General features: G+C 29.0%; 23 protein-coding genes. All 23 read left to right on the top strand.

Annotated features, from left to right (window positions below):
• The 23 genes from ACIJYE_RS03975 to frr all read left to right on the top strand — a co-directional run bounded on the left by ACIJYE_RS03975 (position 1) and on the right by frr (position 25,170).
• On the top strand, positions 1-606 hold the full coding sequence (locus tag ACIJYE_RS03975; RefSeq protein ID WP_435089434.1) for an NADH-quinone oxidoreductase subunit C: 606 nt from the start codon (positions 1-3) through the stop codon (positions 604-606).
• Entirely contained in the window at positions 590-1,765 is a 1,176-nt protein-coding gene (locus ACIJYE_RS03970) for an NADH-quinone oxidoreductase subunit D (RefSeq protein WP_435089433.1), read from the top strand. Before ACIJYE_RS03975 ends, ACIJYE_RS03970 begins: the two co-directional genes overlap by 17 nt.
• Entirely contained in the window at positions 1,762-2,370 is a 609-nt protein-coding gene (nuoE, locus tag ACIJYE_RS03965; RefSeq protein WP_435089432.1) for an NADH-quinone oxidoreductase subunit NuoE, read from the top strand. Before ACIJYE_RS03970 ends, nuoE begins: the two co-directional genes overlap by 4 nt.
• Positions 2,363-3,694: an NADH-quinone oxidoreductase subunit NuoF gene (gene nuoF, locus ACIJYE_RS03960; RefSeq protein ID WP_435089431.1), complete on the top strand. Its 1,332-nt coding sequence runs from the start codon at positions 2,363-2,365 to the stop codon at positions 3,692-3,694. Before nuoE ends, nuoF begins: the two co-directional genes overlap by 8 nt.
• Entirely contained in the window at positions 3,687-5,726 is a 2,040-nt protein-coding gene (gene nuoG, locus ACIJYE_RS03955) for an NADH-quinone oxidoreductase subunit NuoG (protein WP_435089430.1), read from the top strand. Before nuoF ends, nuoG begins: the two co-directional genes overlap by 8 nt.
• 1 nt (position 5,727) lies before the next feature.
• Complete coding sequence (gene nuoH / locus ACIJYE_RS03950) at positions 5,728-6,729, top strand: NADH-quinone oxidoreductase subunit NuoH (protein WP_435089429.1); 1,002 nt, start codon at positions 5,728-5,730, stop codon at positions 6,727-6,729.
• Entirely contained in the window at positions 6,729-7,214 is a 486-nt protein-coding gene (nuoI, locus tag ACIJYE_RS03945; RefSeq protein WP_435089427.1) for an NADH-quinone oxidoreductase subunit NuoI, read from the top strand. The genes nuoH and nuoI overlap by 1 nt, the downstream gene beginning before the upstream one ends.
• A 3-nt stretch (positions 7,215-7,217) precedes the next feature.
• Complete coding sequence (locus ACIJYE_RS03940; RefSeq protein WP_435089425.1) at positions 7,218-7,850, top strand: NADH-quinone oxidoreductase subunit J; 633 nt, start codon at positions 7,218-7,220, stop codon at positions 7,848-7,850.
• On the top strand, positions 7,843-8,154 hold the full coding sequence (gene nuoK, locus ACIJYE_RS03935; RefSeq protein WP_271507758.1) for an NADH-quinone oxidoreductase subunit NuoK: 312 nt from the start codon (positions 7,843-7,845) through the stop codon (positions 8,152-8,154). The genes ACIJYE_RS03940 and nuoK overlap by 8 nt, the downstream gene beginning before the upstream one ends.
• A gap of 1 nt (position 8,155) precedes the next feature.
• Positions 8,156-10,069 carry an NADH-quinone oxidoreductase subunit L gene (gene nuoL / locus ACIJYE_RS03930; RefSeq protein WP_435089423.1) on the top strand — a complete coding sequence of 638 codons (1,914 nt, stop codon included), beginning with the start codon at positions 8,156-8,158 and terminating at the stop codon, positions 10,067-10,069.
• A complete protein-coding gene (locus tag ACIJYE_RS03925) occupies positions 10,070-11,551 on the top strand; it encodes an NADH-quinone oxidoreductase subunit M (protein WP_435089422.1) in 1,482 nt (493 codons plus the stop codon).
• A 1-nt stretch (position 11,552) separates the two neighbouring features.
• The gene (gene nuoN / locus ACIJYE_RS03920) at positions 11,553-12,971 is read left to right on the top strand and encodes an NADH-quinone oxidoreductase subunit NuoN (protein ID WP_435089420.1); all 1,419 of its coding nucleotides are present in this window, start codon (positions 11,553-11,555) and stop codon (positions 12,969-12,971) included.
• Positions 12,971-13,525, top strand: coding sequence for a biotin--[acetyl-CoA-carboxylase] ligase (locus ACIJYE_RS03915; RefSeq protein ID WP_435089419.1), 555 nt, complete (start codon positions 12,971-12,973; stop codon positions 13,523-13,525). Before nuoN ends, ACIJYE_RS03915 begins: the two co-directional genes overlap by 1 nt.
• On the top strand, positions 13,526-14,272 hold the full coding sequence (locus ACIJYE_RS03910; protein WP_435089418.1) for a type III pantothenate kinase: 747 nt from the start codon (positions 13,526-13,528) through the stop codon (positions 14,270-14,272).
• Positions 14,273-14,274: 2 nt separating this feature from the next.
• The gene (locus ACIJYE_RS03905) at positions 14,275-15,930 is read left to right on the top strand and encodes a ribonuclease J (RefSeq protein ID WP_435089416.1); all 1,656 of its coding nucleotides are present in this window, start codon (positions 14,275-14,277) and stop codon (positions 15,928-15,930) included.
• On the top strand, positions 15,930-16,175 hold the full coding sequence (locus tag ACIJYE_RS03900; protein WP_435089414.1) for a DUF1467 family protein: 246 nt from the start codon (positions 15,930-15,932) through the stop codon (positions 16,173-16,175). Before ACIJYE_RS03905 ends, ACIJYE_RS03900 begins: the two co-directional genes overlap by 1 nt.
• Before the next feature lies 1 nt (position 16,176).
• A complete protein-coding gene (gene proS, locus ACIJYE_RS03895) occupies positions 16,177-17,511 on the top strand; it encodes a proline--tRNA ligase (protein WP_435089412.1) in 1,335 nt (444 codons plus the stop codon).
• The gene (locus ACIJYE_RS03890) at positions 17,508-18,737 is read left to right on the top strand and encodes an FtsX-like permease family protein (protein ID WP_435089410.1); all 1,230 of its coding nucleotides are present in this window, start codon (positions 17,508-17,510) and stop codon (positions 18,735-18,737) included. Before proS ends, ACIJYE_RS03890 begins: the two co-directional genes overlap by 4 nt.
• Entirely contained in the window at positions 18,730-19,407 is a 678-nt protein-coding gene (locus ACIJYE_RS03885; protein WP_435089408.1) for an ABC transporter ATP-binding protein, read from the top strand. The genes ACIJYE_RS03890 and ACIJYE_RS03885 overlap by 8 nt, the downstream gene beginning before the upstream one ends.
• Complete coding sequence (gene dnaE, locus ACIJYE_RS03880; RefSeq protein ID WP_435089406.1) at positions 19,400-22,816, top strand: DNA polymerase III subunit alpha; 3,417 nt, start codon at positions 19,400-19,402, stop codon at positions 22,814-22,816. The genes ACIJYE_RS03885 and dnaE overlap by 8 nt, the downstream gene beginning before the upstream one ends.
• 130 nt (positions 22,817-22,946) lie before the next feature.
• A complete protein-coding gene (gene rpsB, locus ACIJYE_RS03875) occupies positions 22,947-23,765 on the top strand; it encodes a 30S ribosomal protein S2 (RefSeq protein ID WP_435089404.1) in 819 nt (272 codons plus the stop codon).
• Between the two features lies 1 nt (position 23,766).
• Complete coding sequence (tsf, locus tag ACIJYE_RS03870) at positions 23,767-24,618, top strand: translation elongation factor Ts (protein WP_435089402.1); 852 nt, start codon at positions 23,767-23,769, stop codon at positions 24,616-24,618.
• The gene (gene frr / locus ACIJYE_RS03865) at positions 24,619-25,170 is read left to right on the top strand and encodes a ribosome recycling factor (RefSeq protein WP_435089400.1); all 552 of its coding nucleotides are present in this window, start codon (positions 24,619-24,621) and stop codon (positions 25,168-25,170) included.

The following is a 25,170-nucleotide window of genomic DNA, read 5'->3' as shown; positions in this document are numbered from 1 at the left end:
ATGAAAAATTTAGAAGATTTAGAAAAAAAAATAAATTCAGGTTTAACAACTAAAATCGATAAAACTGAAATTAAACATCAACAATTATATATCGAAATAAATAAGGATGATTTGATTGATGTAGTTTTGTTTATTAAAACAAATCAAGATACTAAATTCAGACAACTAATAGATATTACAGTTATTGATTATCCAGAAAATAACCAAAGATTTGAAATAGTGTATTTATTTTTAAGTCATGAATTTAATCAAAGAATAATTCTTAAATATTCAATTAGTGAAAATGAAATTATTCCATCTCTAACTAGTATTTATCCTGCAGCTAATTGGATGGAAAGAGAAGTGTTTGATATGTATGGAGTTTCTTTTAAAGATCATCCAGATTTAAGAAGAATATTAACTGATTATGGTTTTGATGGCCATCCATTAAGAAAAGATTTTCCTTTAACAGGTCACACTGAGGTTAGATATAGCGAAGAACAAAAAAAAGTAATCAGTGAACCTGTCAAATTAGAGCAAAATTATAGAAATTTTGACTATGAAAGTCCTTGGGAAGGAACAAAATACATCAAAGAGGAAATTGAAAACAATGACAAAAAAAATTAAAAATCTAAATTTAAATTTTGGGCCTCAACATCCTGCTGCACATGGAGTGCTTAGGCTAATTTTAGAACTTGATGGTGAAGTAGTTGAAAAAGCAGATCCACATATTGGTTTATTACATAGGGGAACTGAAAAACTTATTGAAAATAAAACCTATATGCAAGCTGTTCCATATTTTGATAGACTAGATTATGTGGCACCCATGAACCAAGAGCATGCATTTGCGCTTGCAATTGAGAAAATTCTAAAAATTGATGTTCCAATAAGAGCTCAGTATATAAGAGTTATTTTTTGTGAAATTGGCAGAATATTAAGTCATATTTTAAATGTAACAACCCAGGCATTAGATGTGGGTGCCTTAACTCCTTCACTTTGGGGATTTGAAGAAAGAGAAACTCTTATGACTTTTTATGAAAGAGCATCAGGGTCAAGACTTCATGCCAATTATTTTAGAGCAGGAGGAGTTCACCAAGATCTACCAAGTGGTTTGGAAACAGATATTGCTAGATTTTGTGAATCATTTCCAAAAATAATTGATGATTTAGAAAGTTTACTAACTGATAATAGAATTTTTAAACAAAGAAATGTTGATATAGGTATTGTTACTAAAGAGGACGCATTAGATTATTCTTTTTCTGGTGTTATGATTAGAGGCTCTGGTGTTCCTTGGGATTTAAGAAAATCACAACCTTATGATTGTTATGATCAATTAGAATTTAAGATTCCAGTTGGCAAGAATGGGGATTGTTACGATCGTTATTTGTGCAGAATAGAAGAGATGAAAGAAAGTGTTTCTATTATCAAACAATGTCTTGTAAAAATGGAAAAAGGTCCAATTAAGTCTTTAGATGGAAAAATAAGCCCTCCAACAAAAAAAGATATTAAACAATCTATGGAAGCTTTAATACATCATTTTAAATTATTTACAGAAGGGTACAGAGTACCAAAAGATGAAATTTATACTGCTGTTGAGGCTCCAAAAGGTGAGTTTGGTGTTTATCTCATTTCTGATGGATCAAGTAAACCATATAAGTGCAAAATAAGAGCCCCAGGATTTTCTCATTTACAATCTATGGATTATTTAATTAAAGGTCACATGTTAGCTGATGTTCCTGCAGTGCTTGGATCGTTAGACATAGTTTTTGGAGAGGTGGATAGATGAGTTTAAGACGACCTTCAAAAGATCAGCCTGAAAATTTTGAATTCAACTCATCTTCATTAGATGCAGCAAAAACTATTGTTGCTAAATATCCAAAGGGCAAGCAACATAGTGCCGTCATGGCTTTACTTTATATTGCTCAAAGACAAAATAATAATTGGATTCCTTTAGCAGCTATGAAGTATATTGCTAAATTTTTAGATATGCCTTACATCAAAGTATACGAAGTTGCCACTTTTTATACTATGTACAATCTATCACCTGTAGGTAAATATTTTGTTCAAGTTTGTACTACAACTCCTTGTATGATCAGAGGTGCAAATAAATTAGTAGAAGCTTGTAAAGAAAAAATTTCAGAAAAAGAGTCTGAATTGTCTAATGATAAAAGTTGTTCTTGGATGGAAGTTGAGTGTTTAGGTGCATGCGTTAATGCACCAATGATGCAGATTAATGATGATTATTATGAAGATTTGGATAAAGAAAAGACAATAGAAATTTTAGATAAAATTTTAAAGGGTGAGTCTCCTAAACCAGGATCGTATAGAGGACGTATTAACAATGAGCCGGAAAATAATAGAAAAACACTTATGGATTTAAAAAATGCTTAAAGATCAGGATAGAATTTTTCAGAATTTATATAATGATAGAGGATCTGATGTTAAGTCTTCTCAAAAAAGAGGAGATTGGGTTAATACAAAAGAACTAACAAACAAAGGTAGAGATTGGATAATTAATGAAATTAAAGATTCACAACTTAGAGGTAGAGGTGGTGCTGGATTTCCGACAGGATTAAAGTGGTCTTTTGCTCCTAAAGAAGTTGGAACAAGACCTCATTATTTAGTTATAAATGGAGACGAATCTGAACCAGGCACATGTAAAGACAGAGATATTTTAAGATTTGAACCTCATAAGTTAATCGAGGGATGTTTAATTGCTTCATACGCAGTACAAGCTCACGTCTGCTACATATATATTAGAGGGGAATATTTTATTGATGGAGAAAAACTCCAGGCCGCAATTGATGAAGCTTATGAAAAAAAACTTTTAGGTGAAAATGCTGCTGGAACAGGATGGGATTTAGATATTTATATTCATTATGGTGCTGGAGCTTATATTTGTGGAGAAGAAACTGCATTATTAGAAAGTATTGAAGGTAAAAAAGGTCAGCCAAGATTAAAACCACCTTTTCCTGCTTTAATTGGACTTTATGGTTGCCCAACAATAATAAATAACGTTGAAACAATTGCTGTTGTTCCAACAATACTTAGAAGAGGTGGGAAATGGTTTGCTTCTTTGGGTAGAGAAAAAAACACAGGTACCAAAATTTTTTGCATATCGGGAAATGTGAATAATCCATGCAATGTTGAAGAAGAAATGAATATTCCTTTAAAAGAATTAATTGAAGTCCACGCTGGAGGAGTAATTGGTGGTTGGGATAATTTACAAGCTGTAATTCCTGGTGGCTCATCAATGCCTTTGATACCAAAAGAAAAATGTGAAACATTGACTATGGATTTTGATTCTTTAATGGCTGAAAAAAGTGGATTAGGAACAGCTGGTATAGTTGTAATTAATAAAGATCAAGACATTATTAAATGTATGGCTAGAATTGCAAGGTTCTACAAGCATGAAAGTTGTGGTCAATGCACACCATGCAGAGAAGGTTCTGGTTGGATGTGGAGAATGTTAGAACGTATGGCTAAAGGTGAAGCAACAAAAGATGAAGTTGATATGTTGGGTGATGTAACAAACCAAATAGCCGGTCATACTATTTGCGCATTTGGCGAAGGATCTTCATGGCCTGTACAAGGTTTATTAAGACATTTTAAAAAAGAAATTGAAAAAAGAAATAATTTGGATCCTATTATTCAGAAAAAAAGTAATATTCCTTATTTAGTTGATCAACACTTATTGGATAAAAATAATGCTTAAACTTAAAGTAAATAACATTGATATAGAAGTTGAAGAAGGTTTAACGGTTCTTCAAGCATGTGAAAAAGCAGGTGTTGAAATTCCAAGATTTTGTTATCATGAAAAATTATCTATAGCTGGAAATTGTAGAATGTGTTTGGTTGAAATGGAAAAATCACCAAAACCAGTTGCATCCTGTGCTATGCCTGCAGCAGAGGGAATGAATATTAAAACAAATACTAAGTTTGTTGAAAAAGCCAGAAAAGGAGTTATGGAGTTTTTATTGGCAAACCATCCATTAGATTGCCCAGTTTGTGATCAAGGGGGAGAGTGTGATTTGCAAGACCAATCCATGTTTTATGGAGTCGATAAATCAAGATTTAAAGAAAATAAGAGATTAGTACCAGAAAAAAATATGGGACCACTCATTAAAACCCAAATGACAAGGTGTATTCATTGTACTAGATGTGTAAGATTTGCAACAGAGGTAGCAGGCGTTCCCGAAATTGGTGCGATTGGTAGAGGAGAAGATATGCAAATTACAACTTATTTGGAGCAGTCAATGCAGTCTGAACTTTCAGCAAATGTAGTAGATTTGTGTCCAGTTGGCGCCTTAACATCCAAGCCATACATCTTTGAAGCAAGACCTTGGGAACTAAAAAAAACAGAGAGTATTGACGTTATGGATGCTATTGGCTCAAATATAAGAGTTGATACTTATGATTGGGAAGTAAAAAGAATTCTTCCAATTATAAATGAAGACATTAATGAAGAATGGATTTCCGATAAAACAAGATATGCATGTGATGGATTATTACATCAAAGATTAGATACACCATTTATCAAATATAATGGAAAATTTGAAAAAGCATCTTGGCGCGAGGTTTTTAAGATAATTAAATCAAAATTTGAAAACACTTCAAAAGAAAAAGTATGTGGATTTGTTGGTGATCTTACCAATATGGAAACAGGTTACATTTTTAAAGAATTCTTTGACAGAACACTAGATACAAATAATTATGAGTCTAGATCTGATAATCGATTTTTAGATATAAGCAAAAGAGAAAACTATTTATTTAATTCTACAATAAATGGAATTGAAGAATCTGATTTTATTATGTTGGTAGGAACAAACCCAAGATATGAAGCCACAATATTAAATACAAGAATTAGAAAATCTTATTTAAACAATAATTCTAAAATCATTTCACTTAATGATCTAGGTGATCTAACTTACCCTTATGAGTGTTTAGATGGTCAAACCCAATCATTAAAGAATATTTTTGAAGAAGATAATGAAATTTCAAATCAAATTAAAGAAGCCAAAAAACCCTTAATTATAATTGGTGAGTCGTTGTTAAATTTAAATTCATCAAAATATTTGTTTAATAAGATTAAAGAATTTTTAATTGAAAATAATAAAATTACTGAGGATTGGAATTCATTAAATATATTAGCTTGTGATGCTTCAACTGTAGGTAATTTTGATCTTGGCATAGTAAATCAAGAAAAAAGATTATTAAATGATTTAAAAGATCATAAATTTGATATTGTTTATTTAGTTGGCCAGGACAGTTTGGATTTTGTTAAGAAGGATGAATTTGTAATTTATCAGGGAAGTCATGGTGATAAAGGAGCTGAAATTGCTGATATAATTTTACCTGGCTCTGCTTACACCGAACAAGATGGTTATTATACAAATTTAGAAGGCAAGATACAAAAAGCTCAAAAGGCCTCTTATCCCCCAGGTGATGCTAAAGAAGATTGGCATATAATTAATGAATTAGCTGAATTTATGAATAATAGAAAACTATTTAATGACAAAGATGAATTAGAAAGCAGCATGTTTAATTATCTAAATTTACAAAAAGAAAAACAGGATAATTCAAATGAAAAAAATAATAAATCTACAAATACTGAATTTCAAAATGAAAATCTAAAAATTTTTATAAAAGATTATTATTTTTCAAATGTTATCGCTAAATCTTCAAAAACAATGATTGAATGCAATAATTCAAAAATTAATTTGAAATCTACAGGAACAGAAGGTTGAAATGGATTATTTAAACATCATTTTTCAAGAAGTTTATAAAATACTTTTTTTACTAGTTCCTGTTTTAGTGTCTGTCGCTATGATCGTTTGGCTTGATAGAAGAGTTTGGGCTTTTGTACAAAAAAGACAAGGTCCAAATGTAGTTGGACCATTTGGCTTACTTCAGTCACTTGCTGATGCATTAAAATATATTTTTAAGGAAATTATAATTCCTTCAAGTTCAAACAAAGTAATTTTCATTTTAGCTCCAATTGTTACTATGACGTTAGCTTTAATTTCTTGGGCCGTCATACCTTTTAGTGCAACTCAAGTATTAGCGGATATCAATGTTGGAATACTTTATCTTTTTGCTGTCTCTTCTCTAGGAGTTTATGGAATAATAATGGGTGGTTGGGCTTCTAATTCAAAATATCCTTTTCTTGGGGCAATTCGTTCTGCTGCACAAATGGTGTCTTATGAGGTTTCTATAGGAGTAATAATAATTAATGTATTACTTTGTGTCGGTTCTTTAAATTTGAATGATATTGTTATAGCTCAACAAGATTTATGGTTTGTAATACCACTGTTTCCTATGTTTGTTATATTTTTTATTTCAGCATTAGCTGAAACAAATAGACCTCCATTTGATTTACCTGAAGCTGAGGCTGAATTAGTAGCTGGTTATCAAACTGAATATTCTGGCATGATGTATGCAATGTTTTGGTTGGGTGAATACGCTAATATTTTATTAATGTGTGCTATGGGAGCGATATTGTTTTTAGGTGGATGGTTATCACCTATTGATATTTATCCATTCACATTAGTACCTGGCGCAATATGGCTGATTTTAAAAATTCTATTATTATTCATTTTATTTGCTTTAGTTAAAGCTATAGTTCCAAGATACCGATATGATCAGTTAATGAGACTCGGTTGGAAGGTGTTTTTGCCACTATCTTTAACTTGGGTAGTGTTTACTGCTAGCTATTTATTTTATTTTAACCTTTTACCAATAAGCCAGTAATGAAATTATCAAGATTTTTTAAGACAATATTTATGACAGACTTCATTGGAGGTTTGTTAATTGCAATTAAAGAATTATTTAAATCAAAAAAAACGATTAATTACCCTTTTGAAAAAGGTAAAATAAGTCCACGTTTTAGAGGTGAACATGCTCTTAGAAGATATCCTAACGGCGAAGAAAGATGTATAGCATGTAAATTATGTGAAGCTGTATGTCCCGCTCAAGCAATTACAATTGAGTCATCTGCAAGAGATGATGGAAGTAGAAAAACTACAAGATACGACATTGATATGATGAAATGTATTTATTGTGGTTTATGTGAAGAGGCTTGTCCAGTTGATGCAATTGTACAAGGCCCAAATTTTGAATTTTCAACAGAAACAAGAGAAGAACTTTATTACACAAAAGAAAAACTTTTAGATAATGGAGATAGATGGGAGAATGTATTAGCAGCTAATATTAAAGCTGATAACCCATATAGATAATTTATGATTGCACATTCAATTTTTTTTTATACCTTTTCGATTATAGCTATAATTTCTGCAATCATGGTTACAGTGTCTAAAAATACTGTCCATTCAGTTTTTTTTCTAATTTTAGATTTCATTAGCATATCTTGTCTCTTTATAATGATAGGTGCTGAGTTTTTAGGAATGATAATGTTAATTGTTTATGTAGGAGCTGTGGCAGTACTCTTTTTGTTTGTAGTTATGATGTTAAATGTTGCTCAACAAAAAAACCAATGGTTTGCATCACAAGAAAGTTCTAGTCATATTCCGGTGGGTTTAATTATAAGTACAATTATATTCTTTGAATTAATAATAGTTATTGGTGGCTGGAAATATAAGCCTGATTTATTTGATTTAAATAATTCAGTAAATAATTTTAGTGTGAGTAATACTCATTCTTTAGGACAAGTTTTGTATACTGATTATATTCATGTATTTCAATTAAGTGGAATGATTTTATTGGTAGCTATGATAGGAGCTATCGTTTTAACTTTTAGAAAACGTACTGGAGTTAAGACACAAAGTTACGTAAAGCAAATTTCTAGAGAAAGATCTGAAGGTGTCCAAGTTTTAAATGTTGAAACTAATAAAGGAGTTAAAATTGATGACTGAAATTGGTTTAGGGCATTATTTAACTTTAGGAGCTGTTATTTTTTCAATTGGCATAATTGGAATTTTTCTAAATAGAAAAAATATTATTGTAATTTTAATGAGTATAGAGTTAATATTACTTGCAGTTAATATTAACCTAGTTGCATTTTCAATTTTCTTAGGTGATCTCACTGGGCAGGTATTTACTCTTTTTATTTTAACTGTTGCAGCCGCAGAAGCAGCAATTGGATTGGCAATTATAGTAGTTTATTATCGAAACTCAGGAACTATTCGTGTTGAAGAAATAGATAAGTTGAAAGGATAATATGGAAATTTCAATTTTAATTCTTCCACTTATTGCTTCAATTATTTCAGGTTTTTTTGGAAAATATATTGGTGACCGAAATTCAGAAATTGTAACAAGTGCTCTTGTTTCAATCTCTGCACTTTTATCGATTAATGTTCTTTATCAAGTAATTGTCAATCAATATGAGGATAATATTATATTAGCAACTTGGATAAATTCTGGATCTTTAGATGTTAATTGGTCTATGCTAATCGATCCATTATCAGCTGTGATGTTAGTTGTTGTTACATCAGTTTCATCATTAGTTCATATTTATTCAATTGGATACATGTCACACGATCCTCATAAGCCAAGATTTATGGCCTATTTGTCGTTATTTACATTTGCAATGTTAATGTTGGTTACTTCAGATAATTTTATTCAACTATTTTTTGGTTGGGAAGGTGTTGGACTTTGTTCGTATTTCTTAATTGGGTTTTGGTTTAAAAAAGAAAGTGCAAATGCTGCAGCAATTAAAGCTTTTGTTGTAAATAGAGTAGGTGACTTTGGTTTTGCATTAGGAATATTTTTAATTTTCTATTTATTTGGAACTGTCAATTATTCAGAAGTGTTTCAACAAATACCAACAGTTATTGATAAAAATTTATCCTTTTTAGGTTTTGAAGTTAAAGCTATAAATTTAATTTGTTTGTTGTTATTTATCGGCGCTATGGGTAAATCAGCCCAAATTTTATTGCATACATGGTTACCTGATGCAATGGAAGGACCAACCCCTGTATCTGCATTAATTCATGCAGCTACCATGGTAACAGCTGGAGTATTTTTGGTTGTTAGATGTTCACCAATTTACGAATATTCTCCATTAATATTAAATTTAATAACAATTGTTGGAATGACAACTGCATTTTTTGCAGCAACAGTTGCGTTAGTTCAAACTGATATTAAAAAAATTATAGCATACTCAACTTGTAGTCAACTTGGTTACATGTTTTTTGCAGCTGGTGTAGGTGCTTATAATGTTGCAATGTTTCATTTATTCACGCACGCTTTTTTCAAAGCTTTATTGTTTTTAGGCTCAGGCTCTGTAATTCATGCATTTAAGGACGAACAAGATATTAATAATATGGGAGGTGTAAGGAAAAAATTACCTTACACTTATGTGTTAATGATTATCGGAACACTTGCTCTTACAGGATTTCCATTTTTGTCAGGTTTTTATTCTAAAGATGCAATTATTGAATTTGCTTATTTAAAAGGCAACACAACAGGATATTATGCAGCTGGAATTGGAGTTTTTACTGCATTTTTAACTTCAATCTATTCTTGGAGATTAATTTTTAAAACTTTTCATGGAGAATATAATAATAAAAAAGTCAAAATTGAAGAAACGCACGAATCTCCATTAGTGATGTTGATTCCTCTAGTTATTTTATCTATTGGAGCTATTTTTGCAGGATTTTTATTTAAAGACTTATTCATTGGCCATGGGGGTGAAAATTATTTTTGGTCAGAGTCTATTAAATTCTTGGAACCATTGAGCACTGAACACCCACCTTTATGGTTTTTGCTTTTAACACCATTTTTAGTGCTATCATCGATACCAATTGCTTATTATTTATTTGTAAAAAATAAAGGAATACCTGAACAAATAGCTAATATTAATAAGCCTTTATATAATTTTTTAATTAATAAATGGTACTTTGACGAACTTTATGAAGTTATATTTATTAATCCATCTAAAAAGCTAGGTTTGTTTTTGTGGAAATTTTGTGATGGTAAAATAATAGATAAATTTGGTCCTGATGGAATTTCATCATTGATTAAAAAATGTTCTATCAAAGCAAATAAATTTCAAAGTGGTTTTATTTATCAATATGCTTTTATTATGCTTTTGGGTTTTTCAGCTTTATTAACCTTCTTAATTATTAAATAAATGAATTTTCCTATTCTTTCCTCACTTATTCTATTGCCAACAGTTGGAGCTTTATTCTTATTTTTTACTAAAGATAAAGAAGGAAATAATTTAACAGCTAAATATGTATCCTTGTTTACTTCTATAGTAAATTTTTTGATTTCAATTTATTTATGGGTTTCATTTGATCAATCAACTTCTAGTTTTCAATTTATAGAAGATAGAACTTGGATTAAAGGTTTTGTAAATTATAAAGTTGGTATAGATGGAATTTCAATTTTATTTATTATCTTAACTACTTTTATAACACCACTGTGTATTATTTCAGTTAATAATACAGTTAAAAAAAGATTAAGAGATTTTTTAATAGCAATATTAATTATGGAAAGCTTCATGATAGGAGTTTTTTGTGCTCTTGATTTATTTGTTTTTTATTTATTCTTTGAAGCAGGTTTAATTCCAATGTTTTTAATTATCGGTATTTGGGGTGGTCCAAAGAGAGTTTATTCAGCTTTTAAATTCTTTTTATATACATTGCTTGGTTCTGTTTTAATGCTAGTTGCCATAATTTCAATCTATTGGATATCTGGAACAACAGATGTAATCAAACTCTATGAATTAGGTATAGATGCAAAGTATCAAAATTTATTATGGTTAGCTTTTTTTAGCTCTTTTGCTGTAAAGACTCCGATGTGGCCAGTTCATACTTGGCTTCCTGATGCTCACGTAGAAGCACCCACAGCAGGATCAGTGCTACTTGCAGCTATACTACTTAAAATGGCAGGATATGGTTTCATAAGATTTTCATTAGGTTTGTTTCCGGATGCTTCAGAAATTTTTACACCTTTAATTTACACACTAAGTGTGATTGCGATTGTTTTCACATCTCTAATAGCCTTAATGCAAGAGGACATGAAAAAATTAATAGCTTACTCTTCAGTTGCTCATATGGGCTTTGTAACTCTAGGTATTTTTACTATCCAACAACAAGGTATCGAAGGAAGTATAATTCAAATGATTAGTCATGGCCTAGTTTCTGCTGCATTATTTTTATGTGTTGGCGTGGTCTATGATCGAATGCACTCAAGACTAATTAGTTCATATGGTGGTATAGTTTCGATTATTCCAAAATATTCAATTTTATTTATGCTATTTACTTTAGCGGCCCTTGGCTTACCAGGAACGAGTGGTTTTGTTGGTGAATTTTTGATTTTAATGGGTGTATTTAAGGATAATTTTTTAGTAGCAGTAATAGCTAGTTTAGGGGTAATTCTAGGTGCAGCTTACATGTTGTGGTTATACAAAAGAGTTGTTTTTGGTAAATTAATTAATACTGACTTAAAAACGATGGTTGATCTTAATAAGTCTGAGTATTTTATATTATCATGTCTAGCAGTACCCACTTTGTTTTTTGGTTTTTATCCAGATCCATTAATTAATACAATCGAGGTTTCTGTTACTGATTTAATAAATATGTACAATACAAATTTAACTAATAAATAATATGGAAAATCTTAATTTAATATTACCAGAAATCTTTATTTCACTTTCAATTATGTTTTTATTAATTTTAGGTGTTTTTATAAAAGATGGATCAAAATTAATTTTTAATATTTCTTTATTGGTTCTTCTAATTACTGCAATAATTACAATTAATGAAACTTTTTCTATTAATCGTATGACTTTATTTAACGATAGTGTTGTCATTGATTATATGTCTTCGTTTATGAAAATTATTACTCTACTCGGTGCTTTTTTAGTTTTAATAATTTCATCAAGCTATCTTAAAATATTTAAAATATTTAAGATTGAGTATCCTATTTTGATTTTGAGCTCAGTTTTAGGCATGATGGTTATGATTAGCTCAAATGATTTAATGGTGTTTTACATGGGTCTTGAATTACAATCTTTAGCTTTATATGTTTTAGCGACCTTTAACAGAGATCAATTAAAGTCATCAGAGGCTGGGTTAAAATATTTTGTGCTTAGCGCACTATCATCAGGTTTACTTTTGTATGGTTGTTCATTAGTTTATGGTTTTTCAGGCTCAACCAATTTTGATACAATTACAAATCAATTAAATTCAAATGAATATGTTTTAACATTTGGAATTGTTTTTATTCTTGTTGGACTAGCATTTAAAATTTCTGCTGTTCCATTTCATATGTGGGCACCAGATGTTTATGAAGGTTCACCAACATCTGTAACTTTATTTTTTACAATGGTACCAAAAATTGCAGCTCTCACAGTTTTTATAAGATTTTTATATGTACCATTTTTAAATTTAATTGATCAATGGCAAATGATTATAGTTTTCTTATCAATAGCCTCTATGCTTTTTGGTGCTATTGCTGCTATTGGCCAAACTAATATAAAAAGACTAATTGCTTACAGTTCTATTGGTCATATTGGATATACATTAGCTGGATTAGCTACAGGCTCTAATGAGGGAATCCAAAGTTCAATTATTTACATATCTATCTATATAATCATGAACCTAGCTCTCTTTTCATGTTTGTTAATGTTAAAGAGAAATAATCAATATTATGAAGAAATAGGTGATCTATCTGGTTTATCTAAAAATCATCCATTATTGTCATTATCTTTATTAATTATTTTGTTTTCATTAGCCGGTATTCCACCATTAGCAGGATTCTTTGCAAAATTTTATATTTTTAAAGCTGTTATAGAACAATCAATGTATTTCTTGGCAATAGTAGGATTATTATCAACAGTTGTTGCTGCTTTCTATTATTTGCGAATTATAAAGATTATTTATTTTGATGCAGAAAAAGAAAAATATGATCAAGATCATAATATGTGGTTAAAGTTTTCTCTTGCATTTTCAACAATATTAATTCTTTTTTACTTCATCTTCCCAAGTCAATTGATAGATGTAGTTTCAAGAATTAATATTATTTAATGAAATTTAAAAAATTTAAATTTAAAAAAGTTAAAAGTACAAATAATACTGCAATTAGAATTATAAAAAATTATAATTTTAAAAATGGTATGGTGATATCAGAATCTCAAACAAATGGTAAAGGTCAGTATGGAAAAAAATGGATATCTCATAAAGGTAATCTATTCATAAGTTTTTTTCATGAGTTAAAAAATATTAACATGTCATTATCAGCTTTAACTAAAATAAACTGTTTATTAGTTAAAAAAGCACTTGAGAAATATTATAAAAAAAAGATTACTTTTAAAAAACCAAATGATTTATTGATTAATAAAAATAAGATAAGCGGTATTCTTCAAGAGGTAATTTCAAAATCAGATAACAAATATTTAATTGTTGGTATTGGGATAAATTTGATTAAAAGTCCAAAAATTATAAATTACCCAACAACAAATTTATTTAACTTACTTGATAAACGTATAAATAAAAAAGTTATTGAAAATGAACTAAAAGTACTTTTTGAAAAAAATTTGTCTAAATTGTATAAAATTAATAATAAATTAAATAAAATATAAATGTATATACTTGGAGATATAGGTAATTCAGAAACAAAAATTTTTATTGTTTCATCAAACTATAAAATTATTAAGAAAGTAAATTTTACATCTAAAGATATTAACCTTTTCAAACTAAATAAATTTTTTGATAAATTAAAATTGGACTATCAAAAAATTAACAAAATTCTTTTTTGTAGTGTTGTGCCTAAATCTTTTGAATTGATTAAAAAATATTTATTAAAAAAAACTCGAATAAAATGTTATGAGGTAAAAAATTTGAATTTAAAATCTTTAATAAAGATCAAAGTTAATTATAAACAAATTGGTTCTGATAGAATTACAAATGCTATAAGTTTATTGGATAAAAAAAATAATTTTATTATTTTAGATTTTGGTACTGCAACTACTTTTGATGTTTTAATTAAAGACTCCTATGCAGGAGGAGTTATTGCTCCAGGTGTAAGATTGTCATTAGATACTCTGTCTGATAAAGCTACTTTAATACCCAGAATTGATCTAAAAAAGATCAAAAATATAGTTGGAAAAGACACAACTAGTGCTGTTAGATCTGGATTTTTTTGGGGTTACGCAGGATTAATTGACAATATTGTTAATTTAATTAAGAAAGATACTGGAAAAACTTTTAAAGTAATTATTACTGGTGGTTTTTCTAATTTATTTAAAAACTCAATTAATACGAAAGTAACTCACAACAAAGATATCACAATTAACGGTTTAATTAAGATTTCTAAGCTGATCAATTAAAAATGAAAGACGAATTATTATTTTGTCCACTTGGTGGATCTGGAGAAATAGGCATGAACATGAATCTGTTTGCTTATGGAAAACCAGGTGAACATAAATGGATTATGGTTGATATTGGCGTGACATTTGCTGATGACACATTGCCAGGTATTGATTTAATTTATCCTGATCCTGGTTTTATTGTAGATAAAAAAGATGATCTTCTAGGTATAGTACTTACACATGCACATGAAGATCATATTGGAGCTATAGCTCATCTTTGGCCTCAACTAAAATGTAAGATTTTTGCAACACCATTTACAGCTGTTTTAATTAAAGAAAAATTTAAAGAAAAACATATTGATATAACAAGTCATCTTAAAATAGTTCAATTAAATGGAACTATAGATTTAAATCCATTTAAAATTGAATACATAACTTTAACTCATTCAATTTTAGAGCCTAATGGTTTGAGAATAGAAACACCAGCAGGTGTTATCTTGCATACTGGTGACTGGAAAATAGATCCAGAACCTTTGCTTGGTGGAAAAATGAACTCCAGTCGTCTTAAAGAAATTGGTAATGAAGGTGTGTTGGCAATGATCTGCAATTCTACAAATGTATTTAGCATGGGAAAGGCTGGTTCAGAATTAGATGTAAGAAAAAGTATGCTTAATATAATGGGTAGTTTAAAGAAAAGAATTATAATTGCTTCTTTTGCTTCAAATGTTGCAAGATTGGAAACAGCATTTTATTGTGCTGAAAAAACTGGACGTCAAATATCTTTAGTTGGTAGATCTATGCATAGAATATTTAAAGCAGCAAGACAATGCGGGTATCTAAGAGATGTTATTGAGCCAATTGATGCTCGTGAAGCTAAAAATATTTCTAGAGAGAAAATAGTGTACCTTTGCACTGGAAGTCAAGGAGAGCCAATGGCAGCATTAATGAGAATTGCTAAATATACTCATCCAGATGTATTTATTGAAAAAGATGATACTGTTATATTTTCATCTAAAATAATACCCGGCAATGAAAAGAAATTATACAATTTGCAAAATCAACTAGTTAAAGATGGGATCGAAGTGATCTCTGAAGAAAATGAATTTGTTCATGTTTCGGGACACCCAAATAGAGAAGATCTTAAAGAAATGTATGAATGGGTAAAACCTCAATGCTCTATTCCAGTTCATGGCGAACATAGACACATGATAGAACATATAAAGTTTGCAAAAGAAATGAATGTCCCAAACCCAGTACAAGTAGAGAATGGAGATATTGTTAAATTATATCCTGGTAAACCTCATGTTTATGACAAAGCACCAAGTGGGAGACTATATCTAGATGGAAATATTAGTGTGGTAGAAGACGCCCAATCAATTAAAGATAGAAAAAATTTAAGTGCTAATGGGTATATTGAGGCTACAATTTTGATAACTCCAAAAGGAAATATTCATAAAAGACCTGTGCTAACCTTTAGAGGTATTCCAGTAGATGACGTTGAAGAATTTGTCTATGGATTAGAAGATGAAATCGAGGAAATTACAAGAACATTTAAATTAGGTAGTAAAAAACAAGAACACAACTTAATAGATGCACTTAAGATAGTTTGTAGAAAATTTTCTAAAGAAAAAACTGGTAAAAAACCTTTTACAAATATTAATCTAGTAAGAATTTAATGAGCATTACTGGTTTAGCTATCATTTATATAATAATATGGTGGATTGTTTTTTTTGCTATATTACCAATAGATGTAAATAGAGCTAAAACAGTAAAAGTTGATGGTGAAGACCCTGGTTCCCCTGAAAATCCAAAAATGTTAAAAAAATTTACATATTGCACAGGTATTACGACTGTTATATTTACCATAATATACTTATTAATTAAATTTGAATATTTGAATTTAAGAAATATTATCAATTAAGATGTATTTATCTAAATCGTTCATACCAATTTTAAAAAATAATCCCTCAGAAGCTAAAATTAAATCTCATCAATTAATGTTGAGAGCAGGAATGATCAAGCAAGCTTCTGCAGGTATCTATTCTTGGTTGCCTCTTGGATTTAAAGTAATGAAGAAAATTGAAGCTATTGTTCGTCAAGAACAAAATAAAATTGGTGCACAAGAAATCTTAATGCCAACAATTCAATCAAGTGAAATTTGGAAAGAAAGTGGTCGTTACGATGATTATGGCGAAGAGATGCTTAGAATTAAGGATCGTCAAAATAGAGAAATGCTTTATGGACCAACGAATGAAGAGCAAGTAACTGAAATTTTTAGATCATCATTAAAATCATACAAATCGTTACCTCAGCTTTTATATCATATACAATGGAAATTTAGAGATGAGATAAGACCTCGATTTGGAATTATGAGAGGAAGAGAATTCTATATGAAAGACGCATATTCTTTTGATGTTACTGACGAAGATGCTTTCTATTCTTATAACAAGTTTTTTTTATCTTATTTAAGAACATTTAAGAGATTATCATTAACAGCAATTCCAATGGCTGCTGATACAGGTCCTATTGGTGGAAATCTTTCACATGAATTTATTATTTTAGCTGACACTGGTGAAAGTAAAATTTTTACTGATAAACGAATTTTTGATTTAAACAGTGATGGTACTGAATTGGAAAAAACATCATTAGAAAATATGCGAAAAAAATATGAACAATATTATTCTGTGACAGATGAAAAATTTAACAAAGATGAATTTGAAAAAATGGTGACTGAGGAAAATAGATTAATTACTAAAGGAATTGAAGTGGGGCATATATTTTATTTTGGGGACAAATATTCAAAAGCTATGGATGCAGCAGTCGACTTGCCTGGAGGTAAAAAGGATTTTGTTAAAATGGGCTCTTACGGAATTGGTGTGTCTAGATTGGTTGGGGCAATAATTGAAGCTAAATATGATGAAAAAAATGAAATCATGAAATGGCCATTGTCTGTTGCTCCTTATGATGTAGCTCTTATTCCTATGATTAATAAAAACGATACATCTGCACTTGAAAAAACAAATAATATTTATTCAGAATTAAGTAAAAATAATATTGATGTAATTATTGATGATACAGATGAAAACTATTCATCAAAAATAAAAAAGATGAATTTAATTGGCGCACCTTACCAAATTATTATTGGTAAAAAATCTGATGGAGATCTTCTTGAATTTAAAGAGATTGATGCTGAAACACAAAATTTATCCTTAGATAAAATTATAGAAATTATAACAAAACAAAAAGCTTCCAATTGATTTCTACTTTAGAAAAAGAAATTACTTTTAGATTTTTAAAAGCTAGAAAAAAAGATGGTTTTTTAAATGTTATTTCAATATTTTCATTTATTGGAATAAGTCTTGGAGTAGCTGTTTTAATAATTGTTATGTCTGTAATGAATGGTTTTAGATCAGAGTTAATCAACAAAATTGTAGGTTTTAACTCTCATATAACGGTTAAATCATATGATAGTTCTATTAATCAAAAAAAACTTAATAGCAAAAATTTATCCTTAATCTCAAAAAATATTGTTTTCAGTAATTCTGGTGAAGCAATAATATTAAAAAACAATACATCAAAAGGTATTGTTTTAAGAGGTTATGATAATAATGATTTCTCAAAATTAGAAATTATTAAAAATGACAAATTTAAAGGTAAAAAATTATTACTTAAAGATTTTATATCAATAGGTAATGAGTTAAGTTTTGCATTAGACCTCCAAATTGGTGATGAGATTATCCTAATGTCTCCTTCAGGTGTTGAAACGATAATTGGTAATTTACCCAAACAAAAAAAATTTATTATAACATCAATTTTTAACAGTGGTTTAGCAGAATTTGATAACAATATAGCATTTATTAATTTAAACACTTTAGAAGAATTTTTTGGATTCAATATAAGTGATAGAAATTTAGAAATATATCTTAAGAATTCTAATAAGATAGAATCTCAAAAAATGATAGTTCAAAAAATTTTTGATGAAGAATTTGTTTATAGTTGGGCTGATATGAATAGTTCACTATTTTCAGCTTTAAAAGTTGAGCGAAACGTGATGTTTATAATATTATCTTTAATAATCGTAGTTGCAGCTTTTAATATCATTTCTGGATTAACAATCTTGGTTAAGAATAAAACCAAAGATATAGCAATACTAAAATCAATAGGTGTTTTAAACAAATCAATTGTTAAGATATTTTTTTTAGTTGGTGTTATAATTGGTACTTCAGCAACTGCTTTTGGAATTTTGTTAGGGGTAACTTTTTCAATATACATAGAAAATTTGAGAGAATTTTTAAGTTCAATATTTAATATCAGCTTATTTCCAGAAGAAATTTACTTTTTAAGCAAGATGCCTTCAGAAATTAATCCTACGTCAATTTTTTTAATCGCAATTTGCTCAATAATTATAACAGTTATTGTTTCAATATTTCCAGCATTTACAGCTGCAAAACTAGATCCAATCAAGGCACTTAAATATGAATAGTTTTTTAGAATTAAAAAATATTTCAAAAAATTTTAGTACAGAAAAAAAGGTTAGAGTTTTAAAAAAGTTATCTTATAAATTTAGAAAAGGTAAAGTTTATTCTTTAATGGGGCCTTCGGGTTCTGGTAAATCTACATTATTAAATTTAATATCCTTAGTTGATAGACCAACTAATGGATCAATTAAATTTGACAACACTCAAATAAATTTTAGTGAAAACGATAAAAATGATATTTTTAGAGCAAAAAAAATAGGGATTGTTTATCAACAGAACAATCTTCTTCCAGACTTTACAGCCTTAGAAAATCTATATCTTGCTAGCTTAGCAGTCAATGATAACAAAAAAATTGCAATTTTAAAAGCTGAAGAATTATTAAAAAAGATTGGTTTGATAAATAGATCTGATCATTTTCCATCACAGCTGTCTGGTGGCGAGACCCAAAGAATAGCTATTGCTAGAGCAATGATTAATGATCCAGATATTATATTAGCAGATGAACCAACAGGAAGTTTGGATATGAAAACAGCAAAGGATATATTCGCTCTTTTAAATAATCAAAAAAAATCGGATAGATTAATAATATTTGCAACTCATAATAGATTCTTTGCCAATAAAGCAGATTATCTATTGGAGCTGACTGATGGTAGTATAAAACCTACTAATGTCTGAATCATCTTATAAAAAATACAATCACTTAAAAATACACACTCAATATTCAATATGTGAGGGTGCTATAAAAATTGATGATTTACAAGATTTCTCAAAATCTAATAAAATTCAATCTTTATCACTTTGTGATACCTCAAATCTATGTGGCGCACTGGAATTTGCAGAAAAAATTTCAAAAGTTGGTACACAACCAATAATAGGAACTCAGATTAATTTTAAATATGGCGATACCATTGGGTTGCTTCCTTTATATTCACTCAATGAAGAAGGTTATAAAAGAATTATCAAACTTTCATCACTATCTTATTTAGAAAATGATGAACTTTCAGATCCACATATAGATTTTGATGAATTACTTGAAGATAACGAGGGTGTTGCCTTATTTTCAGGAACTGTTTTTGGACTTTTTGGAAAACTTTTTGATAAAGGAAAATTTAGTGAAATACATGACATGTATGAAAAAATCAAATCAAAATATAATGATAGATTTTATTTAGAAATTCAGCGTCATAATGATCAAAATGAATTAGGCTTTGAAAAATTTAACTTAAAAAAGTCTTTAGAATTAGAAATTCCAATAATTGCAACGAATGAAGTTTTTTATCTTAATAAGGATATGCACGAAGCTCACGATGCATTGATTTGTATCGGTAACAAAACTTATGTTAACGAAAAAAATAGAATTAAATTAAGTAATCAACATTATTTTAAAACTAATTCAGAAATGACAGAATTGTTTGCAGACTTGCCAGAAGCTTTGGAAAATAATTATAATTTTCCCTTAAGGTGTAATTTTAGACCATTGTTTTCTAATCCAATTTTACCAAATATAAGTTCTGAAAAAGAGGGAAATGCTGATGATATTCTAAAAAAAGATTCATTACATGGTTTAAAAATTAAATTTGAGAAAATTTTTGGAATTAAATCTAATGAACTTAAAAATAACAAAACATACATTGATTATAAGAATAGACTAGATCATGAATTATCAATTATAATTGAGATGAAGTATTCTAGTTATTTTCTTATTGTTTCTGATTATATAAAGTGGGCTAAAAACAATGATATTCCTGTTGGTCCTGGAAGAGGTTCTGGTGCTGGATCACTTGTTGCTTGGTGTCTAGCAATCACGGATGTTGACCCAATTAAATTTAATTTAATTTTTGAAAGATTTTTAAATCCAGATCGAATTTCTATGCCTGACTTTGATATAGATTTTTGTGAGGATAAAAGAGATTTAGTTTTTGAATATTTAACCAGAAAATACAAGGACAGTGTTGCTCATATTATTACTTTTGGAAAATTAAAAGCAAGAATGGTTATTAGAGATGTTGGTAGAGTTTTGGGCCTACCGTATGGCTTTGTTGATAGTATTTCAAAAATGATACCCTTTGATCCGTCAAGACCTCAAAGTTTATCTCAATGTATAGCTGGAGAACCTAGACTTCAAAAACTTGTGAATGAGGACCCTAAAGTAAAAAAATTAACTGATTTGTCACTAAAATTGGAGGGTTTAAATAGGAATGTTGCAACACATGCTGCGGGTGTTGTTATAGCAGATAAAAAATTAACAGAAATCGTTCCTTTATACAAAGATGTTTCGGCAAACTTGTTATTACCATCCACACAGTTTGATATGTACTCAGCAGAAAATGCCGGATTAGTAAAATTTGATTTCTTAGGACTTAAAACATTGACTGTAATTAATAACACTCAAAAATTAGTAAAAAAAAATGATAAAAATTTTGATATAGAAAAAATTAGTTATGAAGATCAAAAAGTGTTTGATCTACTATCCAGCGGTAATACTGTTGGATTATTTCAGGTTGAGAGTGCTGGTATGAGAGAGGCATTAATTCAAATGAAGCCCAACCATATTGAAGACATTATTGCATTAGTTGCCCTTTATAGACCAGGTCCAATGAGTAATATCCCAACATATAATGATTGCAAGCATGGAAGACAAACACCTGATTATCTGCACCCTCTGTTAGAAGATATTTTGAAACCAACCTATGGTGTAATTATTTACCAAGAACAAGTAATGCAAATTGCTCAAGAATTGTCTGGTTTTACTGCAGGCCAAGCAGATCTTTTAAGAAGAGCAATGGGGAAAAAGAAAAGAGCAGAGTTAGAAAAACAAAAACTAGGTTTTATTGCTGGTGCATTAAAAAATGGAATAGCCAAGGATGTTGCCGCTGGAATTTTTTTAAAGATTGAACCATTTGCTGAATATGGTTTTAACAAAAGTCATGCTGCAGCATATGCTATTATTTCATATCAAACTGCTTTTTTAAAAACTTATTATCCAAAAGAGTTCATTGCAGCATCAATGACAATGGATATTTCTAATCAAAATAAACTAAGTGAATTTTATGAAGAATTAAAAAGATTGAATATCAAAGTTATAAGACCAGATATTAATGAATGTTTTGCCGAATTTAGAACAACTGATGATAATTTTTATTATGCCTTAGGTGGTATTAAAGCTGTAGGGTACGATGCAATATCAAATGTTGTTGAAGAAAGAGTCAAAAATGGAAAGTTTTCATCTATAAATGATTTTCTAAAAAGAGTTAATCCAAAAGATATGAATAAATTACAATTAGAAGGTTTAGTTAAAGCTGGTGCATTTGATAATTTGGATGCTAATAGACAGGCACTTTTTGACTCAATACCAAGCTTTATTTTAAAGACTAAAAGTATTTTTGAAGATAAATCAGCTAATCAAATTGATTTATTTTCTGAAGACGAAAAATCAGAAAATGATATTATTAATAATATTGAAGATTGGAATTTTGAGGAACGTTTATCCAAAGAATTTGAAGCAGTTGGTTTTTTTATTTCAGATCACCCTTTAAATCAGTTTACTGAAATTTTTGATGATTATAAGATCAAATATTATTCAGAATTTAATTTAAATGATGAGATAAAGGATGCAAACATTGCGGCAACATTGCTAAAAGTTCAAGAAAGAAAAACAGCTAAGGGAAATTCTTATGCTGTTTTAAAATTAACAGACTTAACGAGCGTTTTTGAACTTTTTATATTTTCAGATATTTTAGAACTAAATCGTGAAATTTTAATAGAAGGTAATTCTTTAATTTTAACTTTAGTTAAAAGTATTTCTAATGACGAAAATAGATTTAAACGTGTTAATGTTCAAAAAATTGGATCATTAAAAGATCTTTTTAATAGCCCAATTAAGGAAGTTTTTTTTGAAGTTAAGTCTGATGATGAGATAAATGAGATTTCAAAAATATTAGATAAAGAAGGTAAAACAGTAATTAACATAAACTTAATAAACGTTGATAAAACTCTGACTTTTAAACTCAGAAATAATCGAAATTTAGATAGAAAATCGCTCAACCTTCTAAGAAAAAGAGAGATTTTAAGCACTATAATATAAATAAACACTTGTTTAATTGCTAAAATCTTAGTAAATAACCCATAAAATAAATTAACACGCACACAGTTGTTGGTTTTATACCTCCGGTCCTTAATTGGAAATTACTGTGGTGGCTTAACCGGGAATAAATATGAAAATACCTAACATTACAATACAACAATTATTAGAAGCAGGCGTTCATCTTGGACATAAAACCTTAAGATGGAATCCGAAAATGAAAAAGTATATTTTTGGAAAAAGAGACTCAATCCATATTATAGATTTAACACAAACACTAGAGTTAACTAAAGTAGCATTGGAACAGGTGTATAATACGATTGCAAATAATGGCAAAATTTTATTTGTATCTACAAAAAAACAAGCATCAGAAGCAATAGCAGAAGTAGCAAAAGAAACGGATCAATATTTTGTAAATTATAGATGGCTTGGTGGAATGCTTACAAACTGGGGTACCATCTCAGGTTCAATAAAAAAAATGAAAAAATATGAAGCTGATCTTGTTGCTGAAAATAGAGGATTTACTAAAAAAGAACTTTTAAAAATGAGTGTAAAAAAAGATAAGCTTGAAAGATCCCTAGGTGGAATTGCAGAAATGAAAAAAACTCCTGACTTAGTATTTATTATTGATACTAATTACGAGTCATTAGCTATTGCTGAATCGGTAAAATTAGGAATACCTATAATTGCTATTTTAGACAGTAACTCTAATCCAGATAATATTGATTTTCCTATTCCTGGAAATGATGATGCTAGAAGAGCTATAGACCTTTATTGTAATTTATTAAAAGAAACCATCAATAATGCAAAAAGTTCCATCCCTGCTCCTGACACAAAAAAAGAGTCTTTAAAAGAAAATAAGGAAAAAGATCATGGTAAAACAGGTCAAGAACTAGATAGAGACAAATTAGAACAAAAATTTTCTAAAGATAAAAAGGAGACATTAAATTAATATGAGTGATATCGAAAATGTAAAAAAACTTAGAGAAGCAACAGGTGCAGGGTTCAAAGATTGTAACCTTGCTATAAAAGAGTCTGGTGGTGACATAGATAAAGCAATTGAAATATTAAGAGTTAAAGGTATTTCAAAAGCATCAAAAAAAATGTCAAGAGAGGCAAAAGAGGGCGTTGTTGCTGTAAGTGGTGATGAAAATAAAACTTCAATTATAGAAGTGAATTGTGAAACAGATTTTGTTGCCAAAAACGAAGATTTTACAAATTTTGTTAAAGAACTTAGTGAACTTAATAATGAAAAAAATTCAAACGTTGAAGAGTTAAAAAGCTCAAAAATGAAAAATGGAGAAACCGTTGAAAATAACTTAGTAGCACTAATTGCTAAAATTGGTGAAAAAATTACAATAGGAAAAACAAAAACAGTAGAAAATACTGGTACTGTTAACAATCATTATCTTCACACAGTAATAAAAGATAATATTGCAAAATTAGCTGTTGTTGTATCTTTAGAGACTAAGGATAATTCAGATGTTATAAAAACGTTTGGTAAACAACTATCAATGCATATTGCTGCATCTAATCCATTAGCCCTAGAATCTGATTTAATAGATCAATCTGTTGTCAATAAAGAGCAAGAGCTTGTTACTGAAGAATTAAAAAACTCAGGTAAACCAGAAGATATTGCAAAAAAAATTAGCTTAGGTAAAATGAACAAATTTAAAGAGGAAAATGCTCTTTTATCTCAAGCTTGGGTTATGGAACCCAAAAAGAAAGTTCAAGATATTGTAACAGAACTTTCAATAGCTGATTTAAAGATTAAAGAGTTTTATAGAATTAAGATTGGAGAGTAAATGTTTGATGAAAAATCATACAGCCTTAAAATGGATAAAACCATCGAGGTATTCTCCAAGGAGTTGACTTCATTAAGAACTGGTAGAGCAAATGCTGCAATGTTAGATTTGATAAAAGTTGATGTTTATGGTCAACTGATGCCCATTAATCAAGTTGGAAGTATAACTGCACCAGAGCCAAGAACGATAAATATTCAAATTTGGGATGCCAACAACGTTCCTTTAGTTGATGCAGCTATAAAAAAATCTGATTTAGGTTTAAATCCACAAATCGATGGACAATTAATTCGATTGCCTGTTCCAGAATTAAATGAAGAAAGAAGAACTGAATTAAAAAAGCTAATTAAATCTATTGGTGAAAAATGTAAAGTTTCTATCAGGAATATAAGAAGAGAAGCAAACGAAGAATTAAAAAAACTTTTAAAATCTAAGGAAATCGGAGAAGACGAGGAAAAATCATTTGAAAAAAATGTTCAAACAATTACGGATGATCATATTAAGACTGTGGAAGAAAAGGTTTCTTTAAAAGAAAAAGAAATAATGAAGATCTAA

It is taken from the genome of Candidatus Pelagibacter bacterium nBUS_30 (assembly GCF_051201245.1).
Classification (GTDB): domain Bacteria; phylum Pseudomonadota; class Alphaproteobacteria; order Pelagibacterales; family Pelagibacteraceae; genus Pelagibacter.
Note: the sequence above shows the minus strand (reverse complement) of the source record. Positions and strands in the feature narration are given on the sequence as shown.